This is a genomic window from Paenibacillus flagellatus (assembly GCF_003217775.1).
Taxonomy (GTDB): domain Bacteria; phylum Bacillota; class Bacilli; order Paenibacillales; family NBRC-103111; genus Paenibacillus_AB; species Paenibacillus_AB flagellatus.
The window spans coordinates 141,982-155,647 of the sequence record NZ_QJVJ01000016.1 but is presented as its reverse complement, the minus strand read 5'-3'; the positions used below and the strand labels follow the sequence as shown (position 1 = coordinate 155,647).

Here is a 13,666-nt window from a genome sequence, read left to right as displayed (position 1 = left end):
GCAATCCGTTTGGTGATGATGGCGGAGGGGATCCACGCGTTCCCATCCCGAACACGACCGTTAAGCCCTCCAGCGCCGATGGTACTTGGACCGCAGGGTCCTGGGAGAGTAGGACGTTGCCAAGCGGGTTACCTTATTCCCTGATAGCTCAGTCGGTAGAGCACTCGGCTGTTAACCGAGTTGTCACAGGTTCGAGTCCTGTTCGGGGAGCCATATGGAGAGATGTCCGAGTGGTCGAAGGAGCACGATTGGAAATCGTGTAGGCGTCAAAAGCGTCTCGAGGGTTCGAATCCCTCTCTCTCCGTAGCAACAACTTTAGCATGGCCCGTTGGTCAAGGGGTTAAGACACCTCCCTTTCACGGAGGTAACAGGGGTTCGAATCCCCTACGGGTCACTTTCTCTTAATTAACACTTGCTTTTTGGATGAAGATTTGTTATATTAAACATTGTGACTTTAACATTATGGACGCTTAGCTCAGCTGGGAGAGCATCTGCCTTACAAGCAGAGGGTCGGCGGTTCGATCCCGTCAGCGTCCACCATATCGTTTTTTACTGACGCGGGGTGGAGCAGCCCGGTAGCTCGTCGGGCTCATAACCCGAAGGCCGCAGGTTCAAATCCTGCCCCCGCAATGAACATGGAGCTGTGGTGTAGAGGCCTAACATGCCTGCCTGTCACGCAGGAGACCGCGGGTTCGAATCCCGTCAGCTCCGCCATTATGTTCTTGACATGACAACCTCATAATCATGAGGCTCGGTAGCTCAGTTGGTAGAGCAGAGGACTGAAAATCCTCGTGTCGGCGGTTCGATTCCGTCCCGAGCCACCACTTAGGTTAGCACGGCGAAGTCGGTGCGAACCCAAGCATGAGCCGGTGTAGCTCAATTGGTAGAGCAACTGACTTGTAATCAGTAGGTTGGGGGTTCAAGTCCTCTCGCCGGCACCATTCATGGAGGATTAGCGAAGTGGCCAAACGCAGCAGACTGTAAATCTGTTCTCTGACGAGTTCGGTGGTTCGAATCCATCATCCTCCACCATTTTTAATTACGTTCGGTATTACCGATCCAATATAGGGGCATAGTTTAAAGGTAGAACAGCGGTCTCCAAAACCGTTAGTGTGGGTTCAATTCCTGCTGCCCCTGCCAGTCGAATACAGCGTGGCGGTCGTGGCGAAGGGGTTAACGCACCGGATTGTGGCTCCGGCATTCGTGGGTTCAAGTCCCATCGATCGCCCCATTTTTTACTCAGTATTGGGGATTAGCCAAGCGGTAAGGCAACGGACTTTGACTCCGTCATTCCTAGGTTCGAATCCTAGATCCCCAGGTTTTCCAGATTGTGCGCCAAAGCGGCAATCTTCATGCGGACGTGGCTCAGTGGTAGAGCATCGCCTTGCCAAGGCGAGGGTCGCGAGTTCGAATCTCGTCGTCCGCTCCATTTTCATTTTCGGCGCCATAGCCAAGTGGTAAGGCAAAGCTCTGCAAAAGCTCTACCCCCAGTTCGAATCTGGGTGGCGCCTCCACAATCGTTTTCATATGTGCCCTTAGCTCAGCCGGATAGAGCGTTTGACTACGAATCAAAAGGTCAGGAGTTCGAATCTCTTAGGGCACGCTTCTTTTGCCGGTGTGGCGGAATTGGCAGACGCGCGCGACTCAAAATCGTGAGGGAAACCGTGGGGGTTCGAGTCCCTTCACCGGCATCGCACAGAGCGCTCAAGATCGTATGATCTTGGGCGCTCTGTTTTTATTTGGCTACTGCTTCTTGGAATCCGTGCGAAGACAATGCGGCCGTGCCGGCCCGCATTCCCGGCGTTGGAGCGTGCCTAAAGCGCTAGAGCCTGCTTTTGACGGACTTGGCGTATTCGGAAGGAGTCATATCGGTCGACCGCTTGAACGCCTTGGAGAAGACATGCACGCTGCTGAAGCCGAGCAGGGCGGCGATCTCGGTAAAGTTGCACGACGCTTCGCGGATGAGCTGCTTCGCTTGCTCGATCTTGAGCAGGGCGAAGTATTCCATGACGCTGTGTCCCGTGTTGCGCTTGAACGCATCCTTCAAATGTGTCTTGGAGACGCCCAGGGCGTCGCTCAGCTGCGCAAGCGTCACCGGAGAGCCGATGGATCGTCGAAGCAAATCGATCGTCCGGCGGGTCACGTCGTCGTCGTCCTTCGCCTTGGCCGGCAGGACGAGCGGTTTGGCCTCCGAATACCAAGCGTCCGCCCGGCGCAGCAGGCGCACCAGCAGCGTTTCGAGATACATTCGCACCATCTGTTCCGCTCCGATCGGAGCGTCTTCTCGACGAACCAACGGATGCCGGAACGGGAACTCGAACGCCGCCATCCCTTCCTTGACGACACACGCAAGCAGATTGCGCTCCTCATCGTCAAGACGAATCACCGCGTCGGCGAACCGATTCATCGCATCGGAGCGGCAATCGAACGTCATGACGATGACGTTGGGCGCTTTGTCGTTCTGCGCGTAAAAGCGATGAAATTCGTTCGGCTTATGGAAAATGATAGTCCCTTGGCCGATCCGGTAAGAGCGGTCGTCGGCCCACACCTCGAGCTCGCCCTTATCCACATATAAAAACTCCCAAAAGTCGTGGGATTCTCCGCGGAAGACGTAATGCTTGCCGAATTCGAAATAGTACATCGTAATAATGCTCGGGATGTCGATCGCCGGTTGAAGCCGGGTTCTTTGAAAAGTGATCATACGGTTCCTCGGGACGGCTTTTCTTTTCATCATACCGCATTACCCGCTCTCCCGGAAGCGGACAACCGCTACGCGATCATGGCAAAAATTTCGGCTGATGAGACAAAGATTTGCCGGCCGTTTGTTTCTACAATGGGGGTGTAACCATTAGCGCTACGCTACCAAAAGGAGGCGTCACCGATGAAATTGGGGGTAATCGGCTACGGCGGCCGGATCAAGTCGGTCATCCAATCGATCCGAAAACAACATGCCGAATGCGTCGTCGAGGCGATCGCGGACATTCGTCAAGATGCGCTCGGCCCGAGCGAGGCGGGGCAGGTGCGACAGTACGCCACCCCGGAACAGATGCTGGCGGAAGAACGACTGGACGGAGTGTTGATCGGAACGCGCTGCTCGCTGCATACGGACATGGCGTTGAAGGTGCTGCCGACCGGCATTCCGCTGTTTCTGGAAAAGCCGGTAGCCACTACGATGGCCGATGTCCATCGACTCAAAGCGGGGTATGAGGCCGGGAAAAGCAAGGTGGTGGTCTCGTTTCCGCTGCGGGTGACGTCGATCGTACAGCTGGTCAAGGAAATTATCGATTCCGGCAAAATCGGTACGGTGGAGCATGTGCAGGCCGTCAATAACGTGCCGTACGGAGGCGTCTACTTCCACAACTGGTACCGCGACGAGAACGAGACGGGCGGACTGTTTTTGCAGAAGGCGACCCACGACTTCGACTATATCAACTATGTGCTCGGGCGGAAGCCGACGCAAGTATGCGCCATGACGTCGAAGCAAATTTTCAAGGGCACGAAGCCGGCGGGCTTGAAATGCGTCGATTGCGACGAAAACCGGACTTGTCCGGAAAGCCTCGTCCACGGACACGAAAAAAACAACAACTGGGAATATTGCTGCTTCGCCGAAGATACCGGCAACGAGGATTCCGGCAGCGCGCTCATTCGGTACGACACGGGCATGCATGTGTCGTATTCGCAAAACTTTTTCGCGCGGCGTTCGGCGGCGGCCCGTGGAGCCCGATTCATCGGCTACAAAGGAACGGTCGATTTCGACTTCTACACGAACGAGGTTAAAGTGATTTTGCACCAAAGCGCGCGCGTCGAAACGCACCGATTCGAATCGACCAACGATCATTTCGGCGGGGACGCGGCTCTCGCGCAAAATTATATCGATTTGATGCGCGACGAGGCCGAATCGGTCAGCCCGCTCGAAGCGGGATTGGACAGTGCGCTGCTGTGCCTGAAAGCGAAGCAATCCGCGGAAACCGGTACGTTCCAATCGATAAGCTGGCAATAACGCAAGCCAGTCGGACAATGGCCAAAAGCCGCCCTTTCTCGAAGGAAGGGCGGCTCTTTTTGTCGGAAAGAAGGTCGGTTTCGTTATCGCTTGTTTGAAATTTCTTTAAAGTTTTTTTGATTCGGCCTTTAACTAACGGATTGGAAAAAACGATATAATGATGTCAATAGGATGCAGTCGCGGATGGTTTTGTCGAATAGTGAGGACGCTCGCCGGCCGGTTTTGTCGTTTTCCGCGATAACGCCCGCTCCAAGGCGAGCTTCACGCGATCTTTCAACAGCGGCTTGGCGATGAAATCGACCGCACCCGCCCGGACGGATTCGATGACCTGATGATGGTGGGACATGGCGGAGATCATGACGACCTTCGCGCCCGGATCGAGCCGGATCAGCTTGCGCAGCGCGGTAATGCCGTCCATCTCCGGCATCGTAATATCCATGGTGACCAGGTCCGGCTTGACGATGTTGTATACGGCGACCGCTTCCGCGCCGCCGGCAGCCTCCGAGGCCTCCCAGCCGAGCTCGACCACGATATCTTTAATAATCGCCCGCATAAAAGCGGCATCGTCCACGATCATGACTTTGGGCATACCGAGCCCTCCTCCGTTCGCGAATCCGTGATGCGATGGCAATGGTGCACTTCCATTAAAGCGCATGAAGACCCGGTTGACCAGTGACCGGGGTCATGATTGCGGTCATTGAAATTTCCACCATTTGGGACAAAAGGAGCGAGACCGGATGCCTAGAATCCTGATTGCCGACGAACAGACGCTCATGCGCGAAGGGTTGAAGATGATCCTCGATCCGGAGGAGGATATGGAAGTGGTAGCGCTAGCCGCAAGCGGAGCGGAGGCGTACGAGCTGGTCGCGCGGCATCGGCCGGACGTCGTCCTGATGGACATTCGGACGTCGGAGGCGGACGGCATGGCGTCCACCCGCAAAATCAAGAGCGATTATCCCGATACGGTCGTCCTCTTCCTGACGACGTCCGCGGACGACGGAAATATCGTGGACGGCTTCGCCAGTGGGGCGAGCGGCTTCCTGCTCAAGGACATGCAAGGCGTGAAATTCGTCAATGCGGTACGGGACGCGGCGAAGGGCGAGCTGATGGTGCCGGCCGTCATCGCGGCCAGGCTCGCGACCAAGCTGTCCGGCCTGTTCGCCTCGACGCATTCGGAGCTGCTGGCCAACCGGTGGCGAAGCCGGGGGATCGCCCTCTCCGAACGGGAAAATCAAATCGCGATGCTGCTCGTACAAGGCTACAACAATCGACAAATCGCGAAGGCGCTCAATTTCAGCGAAGGCACCGTCAAAAATTACATCAGTTCGATTTACGGCAAAATCGGCGTCCGTGATCGTCCGAACGCGATTTTAGTTTTGCAGGACAAAGAGCTAAGGCGGTCCGCCGTTCCCAACGGTTGAAGAAGGGATATTGGCGGGTCTGTACTTCAAAAAAGACAAGCGGTCAGGTAGGTGTACCCGAGTGGAAATCGATAACCTGATCGGCTGCAAACTGAAAAAAGACCTCATGATGGGGAACGGCCTCGTGTTGATTCCCGGCGACACCGTGTTAACCAGGGAGCATGCCGAGTTTATTCGACGACATCACATCCCGCTCGATCGGCTGGAGCTGGTGGACGCCTCCGAAGAACCGACCAACGAGCCGCTCATTTTCCGGGCGACGGAAGAAATTCGGGAAGTGTTCCACTATATGCGCCGCAAAGAGTCGGTGCCGATCGAGGAAGTGCGACGGAATATCATCCCGACGATTCATCAGGCGTCGGAGTTCCCGAGTCTGTACAGCGTTTTGTCGGGCCTGCAGGCCAAGGACGACTATACGTACCGCCACAATATCGGCGTCGGCGTCATCGCCACGCTGATCGGCAAGTGGCTGAAGATGGGCGAGGAAGAGCTCGGCCAGCTGACGACGGCGGCAACGCTTCACGATGTGGGGAAAATCCGCATCCACGACGATATTCTGAACAAGCCCGGACGCTACACGGAAGAAGAGTATGCGATTATGAAAAAGCATACGGTGTTCGGCTACGATATTATCCGCAACACCGCCGGCGTGGACCCGGTCACCGCATTGGTAGCGCTTCAGCATCACGAGCGCGAGGACGGGCGAGGCTACCCGCACGGCATCCCGGGGAGCAAGATCGCCTATTTCAGCAAAATCGTCGGGGTCGCCGACGTCTTTCACGCGATGACGTCCAAAAGGGTGTACAAGGAAGCGACGCCATTTTACCAAGTGATGCAGCAAATGGTGACGGACGGCTTCGGCAAGCTCGACCCGGTCATCTGCAACGTATTCGTCCAACGGATGATGGACATGTCCGTAGGCAGCGAGGTGCTGCTCACGGACGGACGGCAGGCGAGAATATTGATCGTGCATGCGGGAGACCCGATCAACCCTACGGTTTTGGCCGGGAGTGAATATATCGATCTGCGAAAGCGGCACGAGCTGAATATCGATCGGCTTGTCGGATAGGGAGGACGCCATGGACATGAAACGAAACGATACTTTCGGGCGAGCCGCGTCCGAGCTGTTGGAGCGAAGCGACGTGCTGCGTCATCTGCTGCAAGCCGTCGCCGATACGATGATCATTCTCTACGATTCCGGCGAAATCGCGCATGCCGTTTCGCATCATCCGGTTTTGTCGGCGCCGCCTACCGTCCGCGAGCTTCTGGAGCGCGTTCACGACGGCTACCGGAACGACGTGACCCGGGCTTTTTTTCGGGTCAAGGCGCGAGGCAAGCCGTTCTCGGCTCAATACCAGTATCGATCGGACAACGGAGACTGGATCTGGGTCGAATCGACCGGCATCCCGATGGCGGGGGATCATGAAGATCTTTCCTATATCGCCGTATTGACGAAAGACATTACGAAGCAGAAAAGGACGGAGGAATCGCTGCGCACGATGGCGTTCCACGATTCGTTGACCGGATTGCCGAACCGCCGGCTGTTCAAGGAGCATTTGCTCCACTCGCTCGCTCAGGCGAAGCGCAACCGCGGTCTGCTCGGTCTGCTTTACCTCGATATCGACGACTTCAAGCGAATCAACGACACGATGGGACACGAGACGGGGGACGAGTTTTTGAAGGCGTTCGCGAAACGGGTGAAGGGGTGCATTCGCGAAATCGACATGGTCGCGCGGATGGGCGGAGACGAATTTACGGTTCTGCTGCCGACGGTCGATTCCGCGGCCAACGTGGATAAAGTCGCGAAGCGCATTTTGGCCGCCATCTCCGCGCCGTGGGAATCGCACGGCCATCAGTTCCACGCGACCGTCAGCGGGGGAATCGTCGTCTATCCGGAGAACGGGGAGGATGCAACCACGCTGCTCCGGCATGTCGATATGGCGCTGTACAGCGTGAAGGGCTCCGGCCGCAACAATTTCGTCTTTTATGACCCGGCGATGCCGGAGGGGGGCTCCGCGAACTAGCGAGTCCGTCAAACAGCCTGTGGGGAACGGGCTGTTTTTTCGTTTTTCTTCCAGACCGGCGGGGAACGTGTCGGAACGGCCGGAAAGGTGATACAATACTAGAAACGGATTCGAGAGACGGAAGGGGGGCGGAAGCGTATGGACAACCGACTCGTCGACAAGTTCGGGCGGGTGCACGATTATTTGCGCATTTCCGTGACGGACCGGTGCAACCTGCGCTGCGTGTACTGCATGCCGGAGGAAGGGATGGAGTTCGAGCCGGACGAGCGGATCATGACGTTCGAGGAAATCGAGGCGGTCGTCCGGGTGCTGGCGCGGCGAGGCGTGCGCAAGCTCCGTTTGACCGGCGGGGAGCCGCTCGTCCGCAAACGGTTGGAGCAGCTCGTCGCAATACTGTCCGCCATACCCGGCATCGAAGACATCGCGCTTACGACGAACGGCATCCATTTGGCGCCGCGGGCCGAGAAGCTGCGCGAAGCCGGGGTGACGCGCGTCAATATCAGTCTCGACTCGCTTCGGGCCGACCGGTTCGCACTCGTCACGCGGGGCGGCGACATCCGGAAAGTATTGGCAGGCCTCGAGGCAAGCGAGCGTGTCGGGTTCGATCCGATCAAGCTGAACGTCGTTCTGATGAAAGGCATCAACGACGACGAGATCGGCGACTTTCTGCGGATGACGATGGAGCGCCCCCTGACGGTCCGCTTCATCGAATACATGCCGATTGGGCACGACGACGACGGCTGGCGCAGCCGGTATTTGCCGCTGTCGGCGGTGCTCGAGCGCTGCGCCGAGCTCGGCTGGACGGCCGAGCCGACGGAAGCCGTGTACGGCAACGGACCGAGCCGCAATTACCGGATTGCCGGCGCGCGCGGTTCGTTCGGGCTGATCCACCCGGTCAGCGATCATTTTTGCCAGACGTGCAACCGGCTGCGGCTGACGGCGGACGGCAACATCAAGCCGTGCCTGTATTGGACCGACGAATTCAACGTGCGCAAGGCGATCGGGGACGACGAGGCGATCGAGCGGCTGTTTCTCCGCGCGCTGGACATCAAGCCGGAAAATCACGAGATGGCGCAGGCGCTCGCTCGGGAGGATCAGTCGCATACGCCGACGACCCGGCGCATGTCTCAGATCGGAGGCTGAAGCGGAGCCGCATGGCGCCGATGCGCCGCCGCCCGCGGTATCCACTCTCGCGGATCGGCGGCTACGGAAGACCGTACGCGGCGGCATCCCGGCGTTTTAGTAGAAGATCGGCAGGGTGAAGCAGATCGTGCAGCCGCGGCCGACTTCGCTCTCGGCCCATATGCGTCCTCCGTGGTATTCCACGATTTCTTTGGCGATCGCGAGCCCGAGGCCGCTTCCTTTGTTGGAATTGTTCCGCGGCGTTCCTTTGTAGAACCGGTCGAATATGTAGGGCAAATCTTCCTGGGCGATACCGGTCCCGGTGTCCGCGACCTTGACGAGCAGGTCGTCCTTGAACGCGCGTCCGCTTCGCTTCTCGAAGCCGATCGAGATCGTCCCGTCCAGCTTCGAATGTTTCAGGGCGTTGAAGATCAAGTTTGCGAACACTTGATCGAGCCGGTCCGGATCGACGTTCAGGATGACCGGATGGGACAGCGTGCTGCCGACCTCGAACCGGACGCCGTGGGCGTTCACGTCGAGCTCGAACTTCTCCTTCACCTGCCGGACGAGAGCGGACGCCGGCACTTCCCGCATCCGGAACGCCGCTTGGCGGGACTCGAGCTGGGCCAGCTCGAATAGATCCTGGATGAGCCGGTTCAGCGTCAGCGACTTCGAATGGATGAGCCGCAAATATTTGCTCGTCTCGTCCGGGTCGGTGACGACCCCGTCCAATATCGCTTCGATGTAGCCTTGAATCGACGTGATCGGCGTCCGCAAATCGTGGGACACGTTGGTCAACAGCCGGATGCGCGACCGCTCGATTCGCTCCAGGTTTTCGTTCATCGTCTCCAGCTGCTGCTTCGAACGCTGCAGCGACAACGTCCGCTCGGCAATTTTCTCCTCGAGGCCGTTGTTCCACTCGGTCAGCCTCCGGTTCAGCTTCTCCAGCTCCTCGGCGTGCCGCGTCGCCTCGCGAATCGACCGCTTCAACGTGAGCAGCGTCTTGACCCGGGTGAGCAGCTCTTTCTTGTCGATCGGCTTCATCATGTAATCGTTGACGCCGGCGTCGAACCCTTCATAGACGATTTCCTGCTGCTTTTTCGAATATAGCATCAAGATGGGCAAGTCCAGCATCGAATAGTGAAGCCGTATCGTGCGGCACGTCTCGAACCCGGACATCTTCGGCATGATCGCGTCGAGAATGACGAGGTCGATTCCCGGCGTCTCGCGAATCGTCCGGATCGCTTGCTGCCCGGTCGTCGCGGTCAGTACCGAATACGACTCGGGCGACAGCCGATTGTAGAGTAGCTGGAGCTGGGCGGGATCGTCGTCCACGATCAGGATGCGCGCCGTCCTCCCGCCCGTGTCGTGATCGCGCCCCATGTGCGCGATTACATGATCGAGGGTGCGCAAGCCTTGGTCGATGTCGCCATCCGGCATCGCGTGCGCCTCGGCGCGCGGCAGCGTGAACCGGAACGTCATCCCCCGCTCCGCCGTCGGCTCGGCGACAAATTCGCCGCCGTGCAGCTCGACGATCTCGCGTGTCGTCGCCAGATGATATTCCGTATCGCCGGCTCCGGGCTTAACGGCCGCGTCCGTCTCGCGCAGCTCGTGCGGCTGCTCCTGCGTCGGCGGAGCGCTTTCGGCCGCGACGACCACCTCGACCATGGCGCCCCGTTCCCGTGCCGATACCGAGACGAGGCCGGAACGGATCTGCCGGGCGGAGTAGGCGATCAGATGGACAAGCAGCTGCTGCAGGCGGGATTCGTCGGCGGAGACGTACGGAATGTCCGGACCGACAGCGTTGAGCAGCCCGATGTTGCGGCCGGCGGCGAGCGATTTGTTGGCGGAGAGGACGATCTGTGTCATTTGCTGCAAATCGACCGGCCGTTTGAGCAGCGCATCGACCGTTTTATCGCGAAGCTGGTAAAAGTCGGTCAGGTCGTCGACGAGCGCCGCCAGCTTTTTGCCGCTCTCCGCGATGACCGACAAATTCGAACGCTGCGCGGGCCCGAGCCCCGTTGCCGCGCTTTCGAGCATCGATTCGGCGATGCCGACGATCGTGCCGAGCGGGACGCGGAGCTCTTGGGACGTATGGTTCAAGAAGTCGAATGTGCCGGAGAACGTCCGGGCGAGCATGTAGCTTTGGGCAAGAACGAAGACGAGCAGGCCGTACGGCGACCAGCTGCCCGTCCCGATCAAGCCGTCGTAATACAGCACATCGTTGACGACGCTGGCGACGTAGATCGCGCCGGCCGCCGCGAACGGGACGGCGCCGTTGCGGCGGCGTCGGATCGCTTGGACGAACGCGAAGAGCGCGTAAAGAACGGCGGCCAGCATGAACGCCTGGAAGCCGTACAACAGCCGCGTATAAACCGAGGCGGGGAACGCGAGCACCGTCGTAATGGAGACGGCCGCGCCGATTTGGGTATACCGGACCCAACGCTTCGATATTTCGGCCGGAAAAGCGTGGTACAAAAACAGGATGAAGACGGGGGGAGCGGCCAGCATCGTCGCGTATTCGATTTTGCGGGCCGGCTCCCAAGGGAAATCGGGGGCGATTCGGCCGATCCACATTTCCCCGACGAACAAAATGCGAATGCACGTGATAAGGCAGTACAATCCGAAAAACAAGGCGAGCTTGTTTTTTCTCCGGTATAAGTAAAGGCCGAAATGATAAAGGCCGGCCAGCAGCAGGCAGCCGAACAAAAACGACTCGAACGCGCTCGCGCGAACGGCCCGTTCGGTCATGAGCTTATCCGGGCCGAGCTCGATCGCCTCCCAGATGCCGCCTTTGCGCTGAACGAAATTAGACAGCTGGACGACGATTTCGGCGTTCGGTCCCGCGGCATGGAACGCGACGGTTTGTACCGACTCGTCAGGCTCCATCTCGTCGCGCGCGGGACCGACGCGCCCGCTTTCGGCGACGGGACGTCCGTCTACCCATAGGCGGTAGGCGGAGGCGATGGCCGGCACCTTCAGCGCCAGCAGATCCGCTCCTTCCGGCAGATGGACGGTCAGCCGAAACGTCGCATAGCCGAAGCCGGCCGGCGATCGGGAGCCGGAAGCTTGCTTGTCCCACGCTTGGGGTACGGTGAAGTAATCGGGGGCGGGCCAGTCCGCACCGGCGATCCGGCCGGGCTCGAGCAGACGGCTCCAGTACGCCTCCCATTCGCCGTTCAGCTGGATCGGGCCGGACCGGCCGAAGTTCCACGACGATGCGTCCAGGACGCCTCGCTCCGCTTTCGGGGGGGGGGAGTGGGCCGGTTGAAAAGGCGAATAGACGGCCAAGGTAAGAAGCAGCAGCACGACGGCCGTAATGATCGGATTGAGCCTCTTGTTCATCGTTCTCCTCGGTGGGGTGTCGAATAATGGCGGCGTTACCACCCTATTTTAGCATAAAATAGGAGAAAACCGGAGAACATGTCGTTCTCCGGCCTCGTCAGGATGTCGCGTGAAGCGTCGCTTAGATCCACCCCGCACGGCTAACGATGACAAGCAGGATGAAGAGAACCAGAATTACACCCGTCGTTGTGAAGTAACCGCCAACAGCACTCATTCGGCATCCTCCTTTCCGGAACAGATAATATACCATATTCGCTGTACCGGATCGCGGTATGGACGGATGCCCGGGTGGGGCGCCCGGATTTCGGAAAACCGGTTCCGATTCCGGGTCTTGGAGCAAACGAAAAACGGCCGCCCGCGAACGGACGGCCCTGCAGCCGGTTCGTTTCGTGGGGAGAGCCGCCTTGCGGCGCGCTCCGCCGAACGAAAACCGGTATTTTTTCTCGAGCTTGCGGCGGTGGAGTCGACCTCAAAACGCGCTGCCGCCGAACAGGAAGCGGTACTCCCAGCTCTTGCCGACGATGCTGTCTGTTCGAACGCCCCCCGAGCTGATAGAATAGGTGTGAAGCACTTCGCCGTTGCCCAAGTAGATGCCGACGTGGGTCACCCGGGCGGACGACTTGTCGATTCCGCTGTAGTCGGACGCCTTCGAGCCTTGATACGACATGAAAAACATCAGGTCGCCGCGCTTCAGCTGACGCCAGTCGGTCGTCGCTTTGCCGATCCCTTTCACGTATTGGGCTTGGCTTCGGGAATCGCCGGGCAGCTGCAGACGGATGCCGTCGAGGAACGATTGCCGGACGAAATCGGAGCAATCGAACGTCGTCGTCGTATAGCGGCTGGAGCCGAACTCGTAAGGGGTTCCCCAATATTCCATGCCCGCATCGATGACCTTCTCGACCGCGACGGCCGGGTCCAATTGCTTGTACGCCTCCACGTATTGGCTGTCGATGTAAGTCGGGCTCGTGCTGACGTAGCCGACGGTTCCGTTATGGTCGATCGCTTTGTACCAATAGCTGTTCGGCTTGTCGATGATGAGCAGCTTCTCGCCGCTTTGAAGGTAGCGGATCCGGGAGTCGTCGGTGGACGGGCCGGCACGGAACGACACCGATTTGACGACGGTCGCGTTCGGCGTTGCCGGGAACGCCGCTTCTTCCTTCGTATCTTCGTCGGACGTCTCGTTCGGTTCGGCGGATTGGCCGAACGTCGTGCTTATGTATTTCGCGTTCGTGCTGATATAGCCGGTTACGCCGTTCTTATCGGTGATTTTGTACCAATAGGAGTTCGTCTTCTCCGTAATCCACACCGCTTCGCCCGGCTGCAGGTAGCGGATCCGCTCGTTATCGGTCGAAGGCCCGGTCCGGAACGAAACGGAGCTGACGATCGTGCCGTTCGGCTCGGCCTGGACGGGGGGCGGCTGAAGCTCCACATATTTATCCGAGGAGCTGACGTAGCCGGTTTGGCCGTTGGCGTCGCGGACGTTGAGCCAATAGTCGTTGACGACGGACAAGACGTCCAGCACTTCGCCGGGCTGCAAATACCGGATTCGGGAAGAGTCGGTGTCCGGCCCTGTCCGGAAATTGACGGTTTGCACGACGCTCGCCTTGGCGGCCGTCGCCGGGGTCGAGGCGGCCATCGCGCCGGAAGGGAGGACCGACGATGCGAGGACGAACAGGGTGCCAACGGTCAAAAGCTTTTTCTTCATGAAAACGCCTCCTCTTGGACGTATGCGATTGTCGAACGGTGGAACCGGT

General features: G+C 58.8%; 9 protein-coding genes, 16 tRNA genes, 1 rRNA gene and 1 pseudogene. 22 read left to right on the top strand and 5 right to left on the bottom strand.

Features of this window, described 5'->3' with window-relative positions:
• Window positions 1–8 precede the first annotated feature (8 nt).
• From rrf to DLM86_RS27960, 17 genes are all read left to right on the top strand, one after another.
• Window positions 9–125, top strand: a 5S ribosomal RNA gene (rrf, locus tag DLM86_RS28040).
• Between the two features lie 12 nt (window positions 126–137).
• A tRNA-Asn gene (locus tag DLM86_RS28035) sits at window positions 138–213 on the top strand.
• Window positions 214–216: 3 nt separating this feature from the next.
• Window positions 217–304, top strand: a tRNA-Ser gene (locus DLM86_RS28030).
• Between the two features lie 18 nt (window positions 305–322).
• Window positions 323–394: transfer RNA gene (locus tag DLM86_RS28025), tRNA-Glu, on the top strand.
• Between the two features lie 70 nt (window positions 395–464).
• Window positions 465–540, top strand: a tRNA-Val gene (locus DLM86_RS28020).
• 16 nt (window positions 541–556) lie between these two features.
• Window positions 557–630, top strand: a tRNA-Met gene (locus DLM86_RS28015).
• A gap of 7 nt (window positions 631–637) precedes the next feature.
• A tRNA-Asp gene (locus tag DLM86_RS28010) sits at window positions 638–714 on the top strand.
• Between the two features lie 34 nt (window positions 715–748).
• A tRNA-Phe gene (locus tag DLM86_RS28005) sits at window positions 749–824 on the top strand.
• Window positions 825–865: 41 nt separating this feature from the next.
• Window positions 866–941 (top strand) — tRNA-Thr (locus DLM86_RS28000).
• Between the two features lie 5 nt (window positions 942–946).
• A tRNA-Tyr gene (locus tag DLM86_RS27995) sits at window positions 947–1,032 on the top strand.
• A 34-nt stretch (window positions 1,033–1,066) separates the two neighbouring features.
• Window positions 1,067–1,140 (top strand) — tRNA-Trp (locus tag DLM86_RS27990).
• 15 nt (window positions 1,141–1,155) lie between these two features.
• Window positions 1,156–1,231 (top strand) — tRNA-His (locus DLM86_RS27985).
• A gap of 15 nt (window positions 1,232–1,246) precedes the next feature.
• Window positions 1,247–1,318, top strand: a tRNA-Gln gene (locus DLM86_RS27980).
• Between the two features lie 36 nt (window positions 1,319–1,354).
• Window positions 1,355–1,429 (top strand) — tRNA-Gly (locus DLM86_RS27975).
• Window positions 1,430–1,440: 11 nt separating this feature from the next.
• Window positions 1,441–1,514: transfer RNA gene (locus DLM86_RS27970), tRNA-Cys, on the top strand.
• A gap of 15 nt (window positions 1,515–1,529) precedes the next feature.
• Window positions 1,530–1,603, top strand: a tRNA-Arg gene (locus DLM86_RS27965).
• 8 nt (window positions 1,604–1,611) lie between these two features.
• Window positions 1,612–1,691, top strand: a tRNA-Leu gene (locus DLM86_RS27960).
• A 131-nt stretch (window positions 1,692–1,822) separates the two neighbouring features.
• Here DLM86_RS27960 and DLM86_RS27955 read toward each other — a convergent pair.
• Entirely contained in the window at window positions 1,823–2,701 is an 879-nt protein-coding gene (locus tag DLM86_RS27955) for an AraC family transcriptional regulator (RefSeq protein ID WP_245954976.1), read from the bottom strand.
• Window positions 2,702–2,881: 180 nt separating this feature from the next.
• On the opposite strand from DLM86_RS27955, the gene DLM86_RS27950 reads away from it, so the two are divergent.
• Window positions 2,882–4,000, top strand: a complete 1,119-nt coding sequence (locus tag DLM86_RS27950) for a Gfo/Idh/MocA family protein (protein WP_110843361.1) — start codon at window positions 2,882–2,884, stop codon at window positions 3,998–4,000.
• A gap of 238 nt (window positions 4,001–4,238) precedes the next feature.
• On the opposite strand, the pseudogene DLM86_RS27945 reads toward DLM86_RS27950, so the two are convergent.
• A pseudogene (locus DLM86_RS27945) lies at window positions 4,239–4,589 on the bottom strand (response regulator); the annotation flags it as partial.
• A 148-nt stretch (window positions 4,590–4,737) separates the two neighbouring features.
• On the opposite strand from DLM86_RS27945, the gene DLM86_RS27940 reads away from it, so the two are divergent.
• From DLM86_RS27940 to moaA, 4 genes are all read left to right on the top strand, one after another.
• Entirely contained in the window at window positions 4,738–5,421 is a 684-nt protein-coding gene (locus tag DLM86_RS27940) for a response regulator (RefSeq protein WP_110843359.1), read from the top strand.
• A 61-nt stretch (window positions 5,422–5,482) separates the two neighbouring features.
• Complete coding sequence (locus tag DLM86_RS27935; protein WP_110843358.1) at window positions 5,483–6,490, top strand: HD-GYP domain-containing protein; 1,008 nt, start codon at window positions 5,483–5,485, stop codon at window positions 6,488–6,490.
• A 16-nt stretch (window positions 6,491–6,506) separates the two neighbouring features.
• Complete coding sequence (locus DLM86_RS27930) at window positions 6,507–7,445, top strand: sensor domain-containing diguanylate cyclase (protein ID WP_158289694.1); 939 nt, start codon at window positions 6,507–6,509, stop codon at window positions 7,443–7,445.
• 138 nt (window positions 7,446–7,583) lie between these two features.
• Window positions 7,584–8,588 (top strand): GTP 3',8-cyclase MoaA, encoded by a 1,005-nt coding sequence (gene moaA / locus DLM86_RS27925; RefSeq protein ID WP_110843356.1) that lies wholly within the window; start codon window positions 7,584–7,586, stop codon window positions 8,586–8,588.
• Window positions 8,589–8,684: 96 nt separating this feature from the next.
• On the opposite strand, the gene DLM86_RS27920 is transcribed toward moaA, so the two are convergent.
• The 3 genes from DLM86_RS27920 to DLM86_RS27910 all read right to left on the bottom strand — a co-directional run bounded on the left by DLM86_RS27920 (window position 8,685) and on the right by DLM86_RS27910 (window position 13,617).
• Entirely contained in the window at window positions 8,685–11,912 is a 3,228-nt protein-coding gene (locus tag DLM86_RS27920) for an ATP-binding protein (protein WP_110843355.1), read from the bottom strand.
• Between the two features lie 121 nt (window positions 11,913–12,033).
• Window positions 12,034–12,126: a sporulation protein YjcZ gene (locus DLM86_RS32870; protein WP_110843354.1), complete on the bottom strand. Its 93-nt coding sequence runs from the start codon at window positions 12,124–12,126 to the stop codon at window positions 12,034–12,036.
• A gap of 255 nt (window positions 12,127–12,381) precedes the next feature.
• Window positions 12,382–13,617 (bottom strand): C40 family peptidase, encoded by a 1,236-nt coding sequence (locus DLM86_RS27910; RefSeq protein ID WP_110843353.1) that lies wholly within the window; start codon window positions 13,615–13,617, stop codon window positions 12,382–12,384.
• Between the last annotated feature and the right edge of the window lie 49 nt (window positions 13,618–13,666).

What these genes read in the sequence shown, in the direction of transcription:
- DLM86_RS27955 (WP_245954976.1), bottom strand. Translation starts at nt 2,701, where the DNA reads ATGATCACTTTTCAAAGAACCCGGCTTCAACCGGCGATCGACATCCCG.
- DLM86_RS27950 (WP_110843361.1), top strand. Translation starts at nt 2,882, where the DNA reads ATGAAATTGGGGGTAATCGGCTACGGCGGCCGGATCAAGTCGGTCATC.
- DLM86_RS27940 (WP_110843359.1), top strand. Translation starts at nt 4,738, where the DNA reads ATGCCTAGAATCCTGATTGCCGACGAACAGACGCTCATGCGCGAAGGG.
- DLM86_RS27930 (WP_158289694.1), top strand. Translation starts at nt 6,507, where the DNA reads ATGAAACGAAACGATACTTTCGGGCGAGCCGCGTCCGAGCTGTTGGAG.
- moaA (WP_110843356.1), top strand. Translation starts at nt 7,584, where the DNA reads ATGGACAACCGACTCGTCGACAAGTTCGGGCGGGTGCACGATTATTTG.
- DLM86_RS27920 (WP_110843355.1), bottom strand. Translation starts at nt 11,912, where the DNA reads ATGAACAAGAGGCTCAATCCGATCATTACGGCCGTCGTGCTGCTGCTT.
- DLM86_RS32870 (WP_110843354.1), bottom strand. Translation starts at nt 12,126, where the DNA reads ATGAGTGCTGTTGGCGGTTACTTCACAACGACGGGTGTAATTCTGGTT.
- DLM86_RS27910 (WP_110843353.1), bottom strand. Translation starts at nt 13,617, where the DNA reads ATGAAGAAAAAGCTTTTGACCGTTGGCACCCTGTTCGTCCTCGCATCG.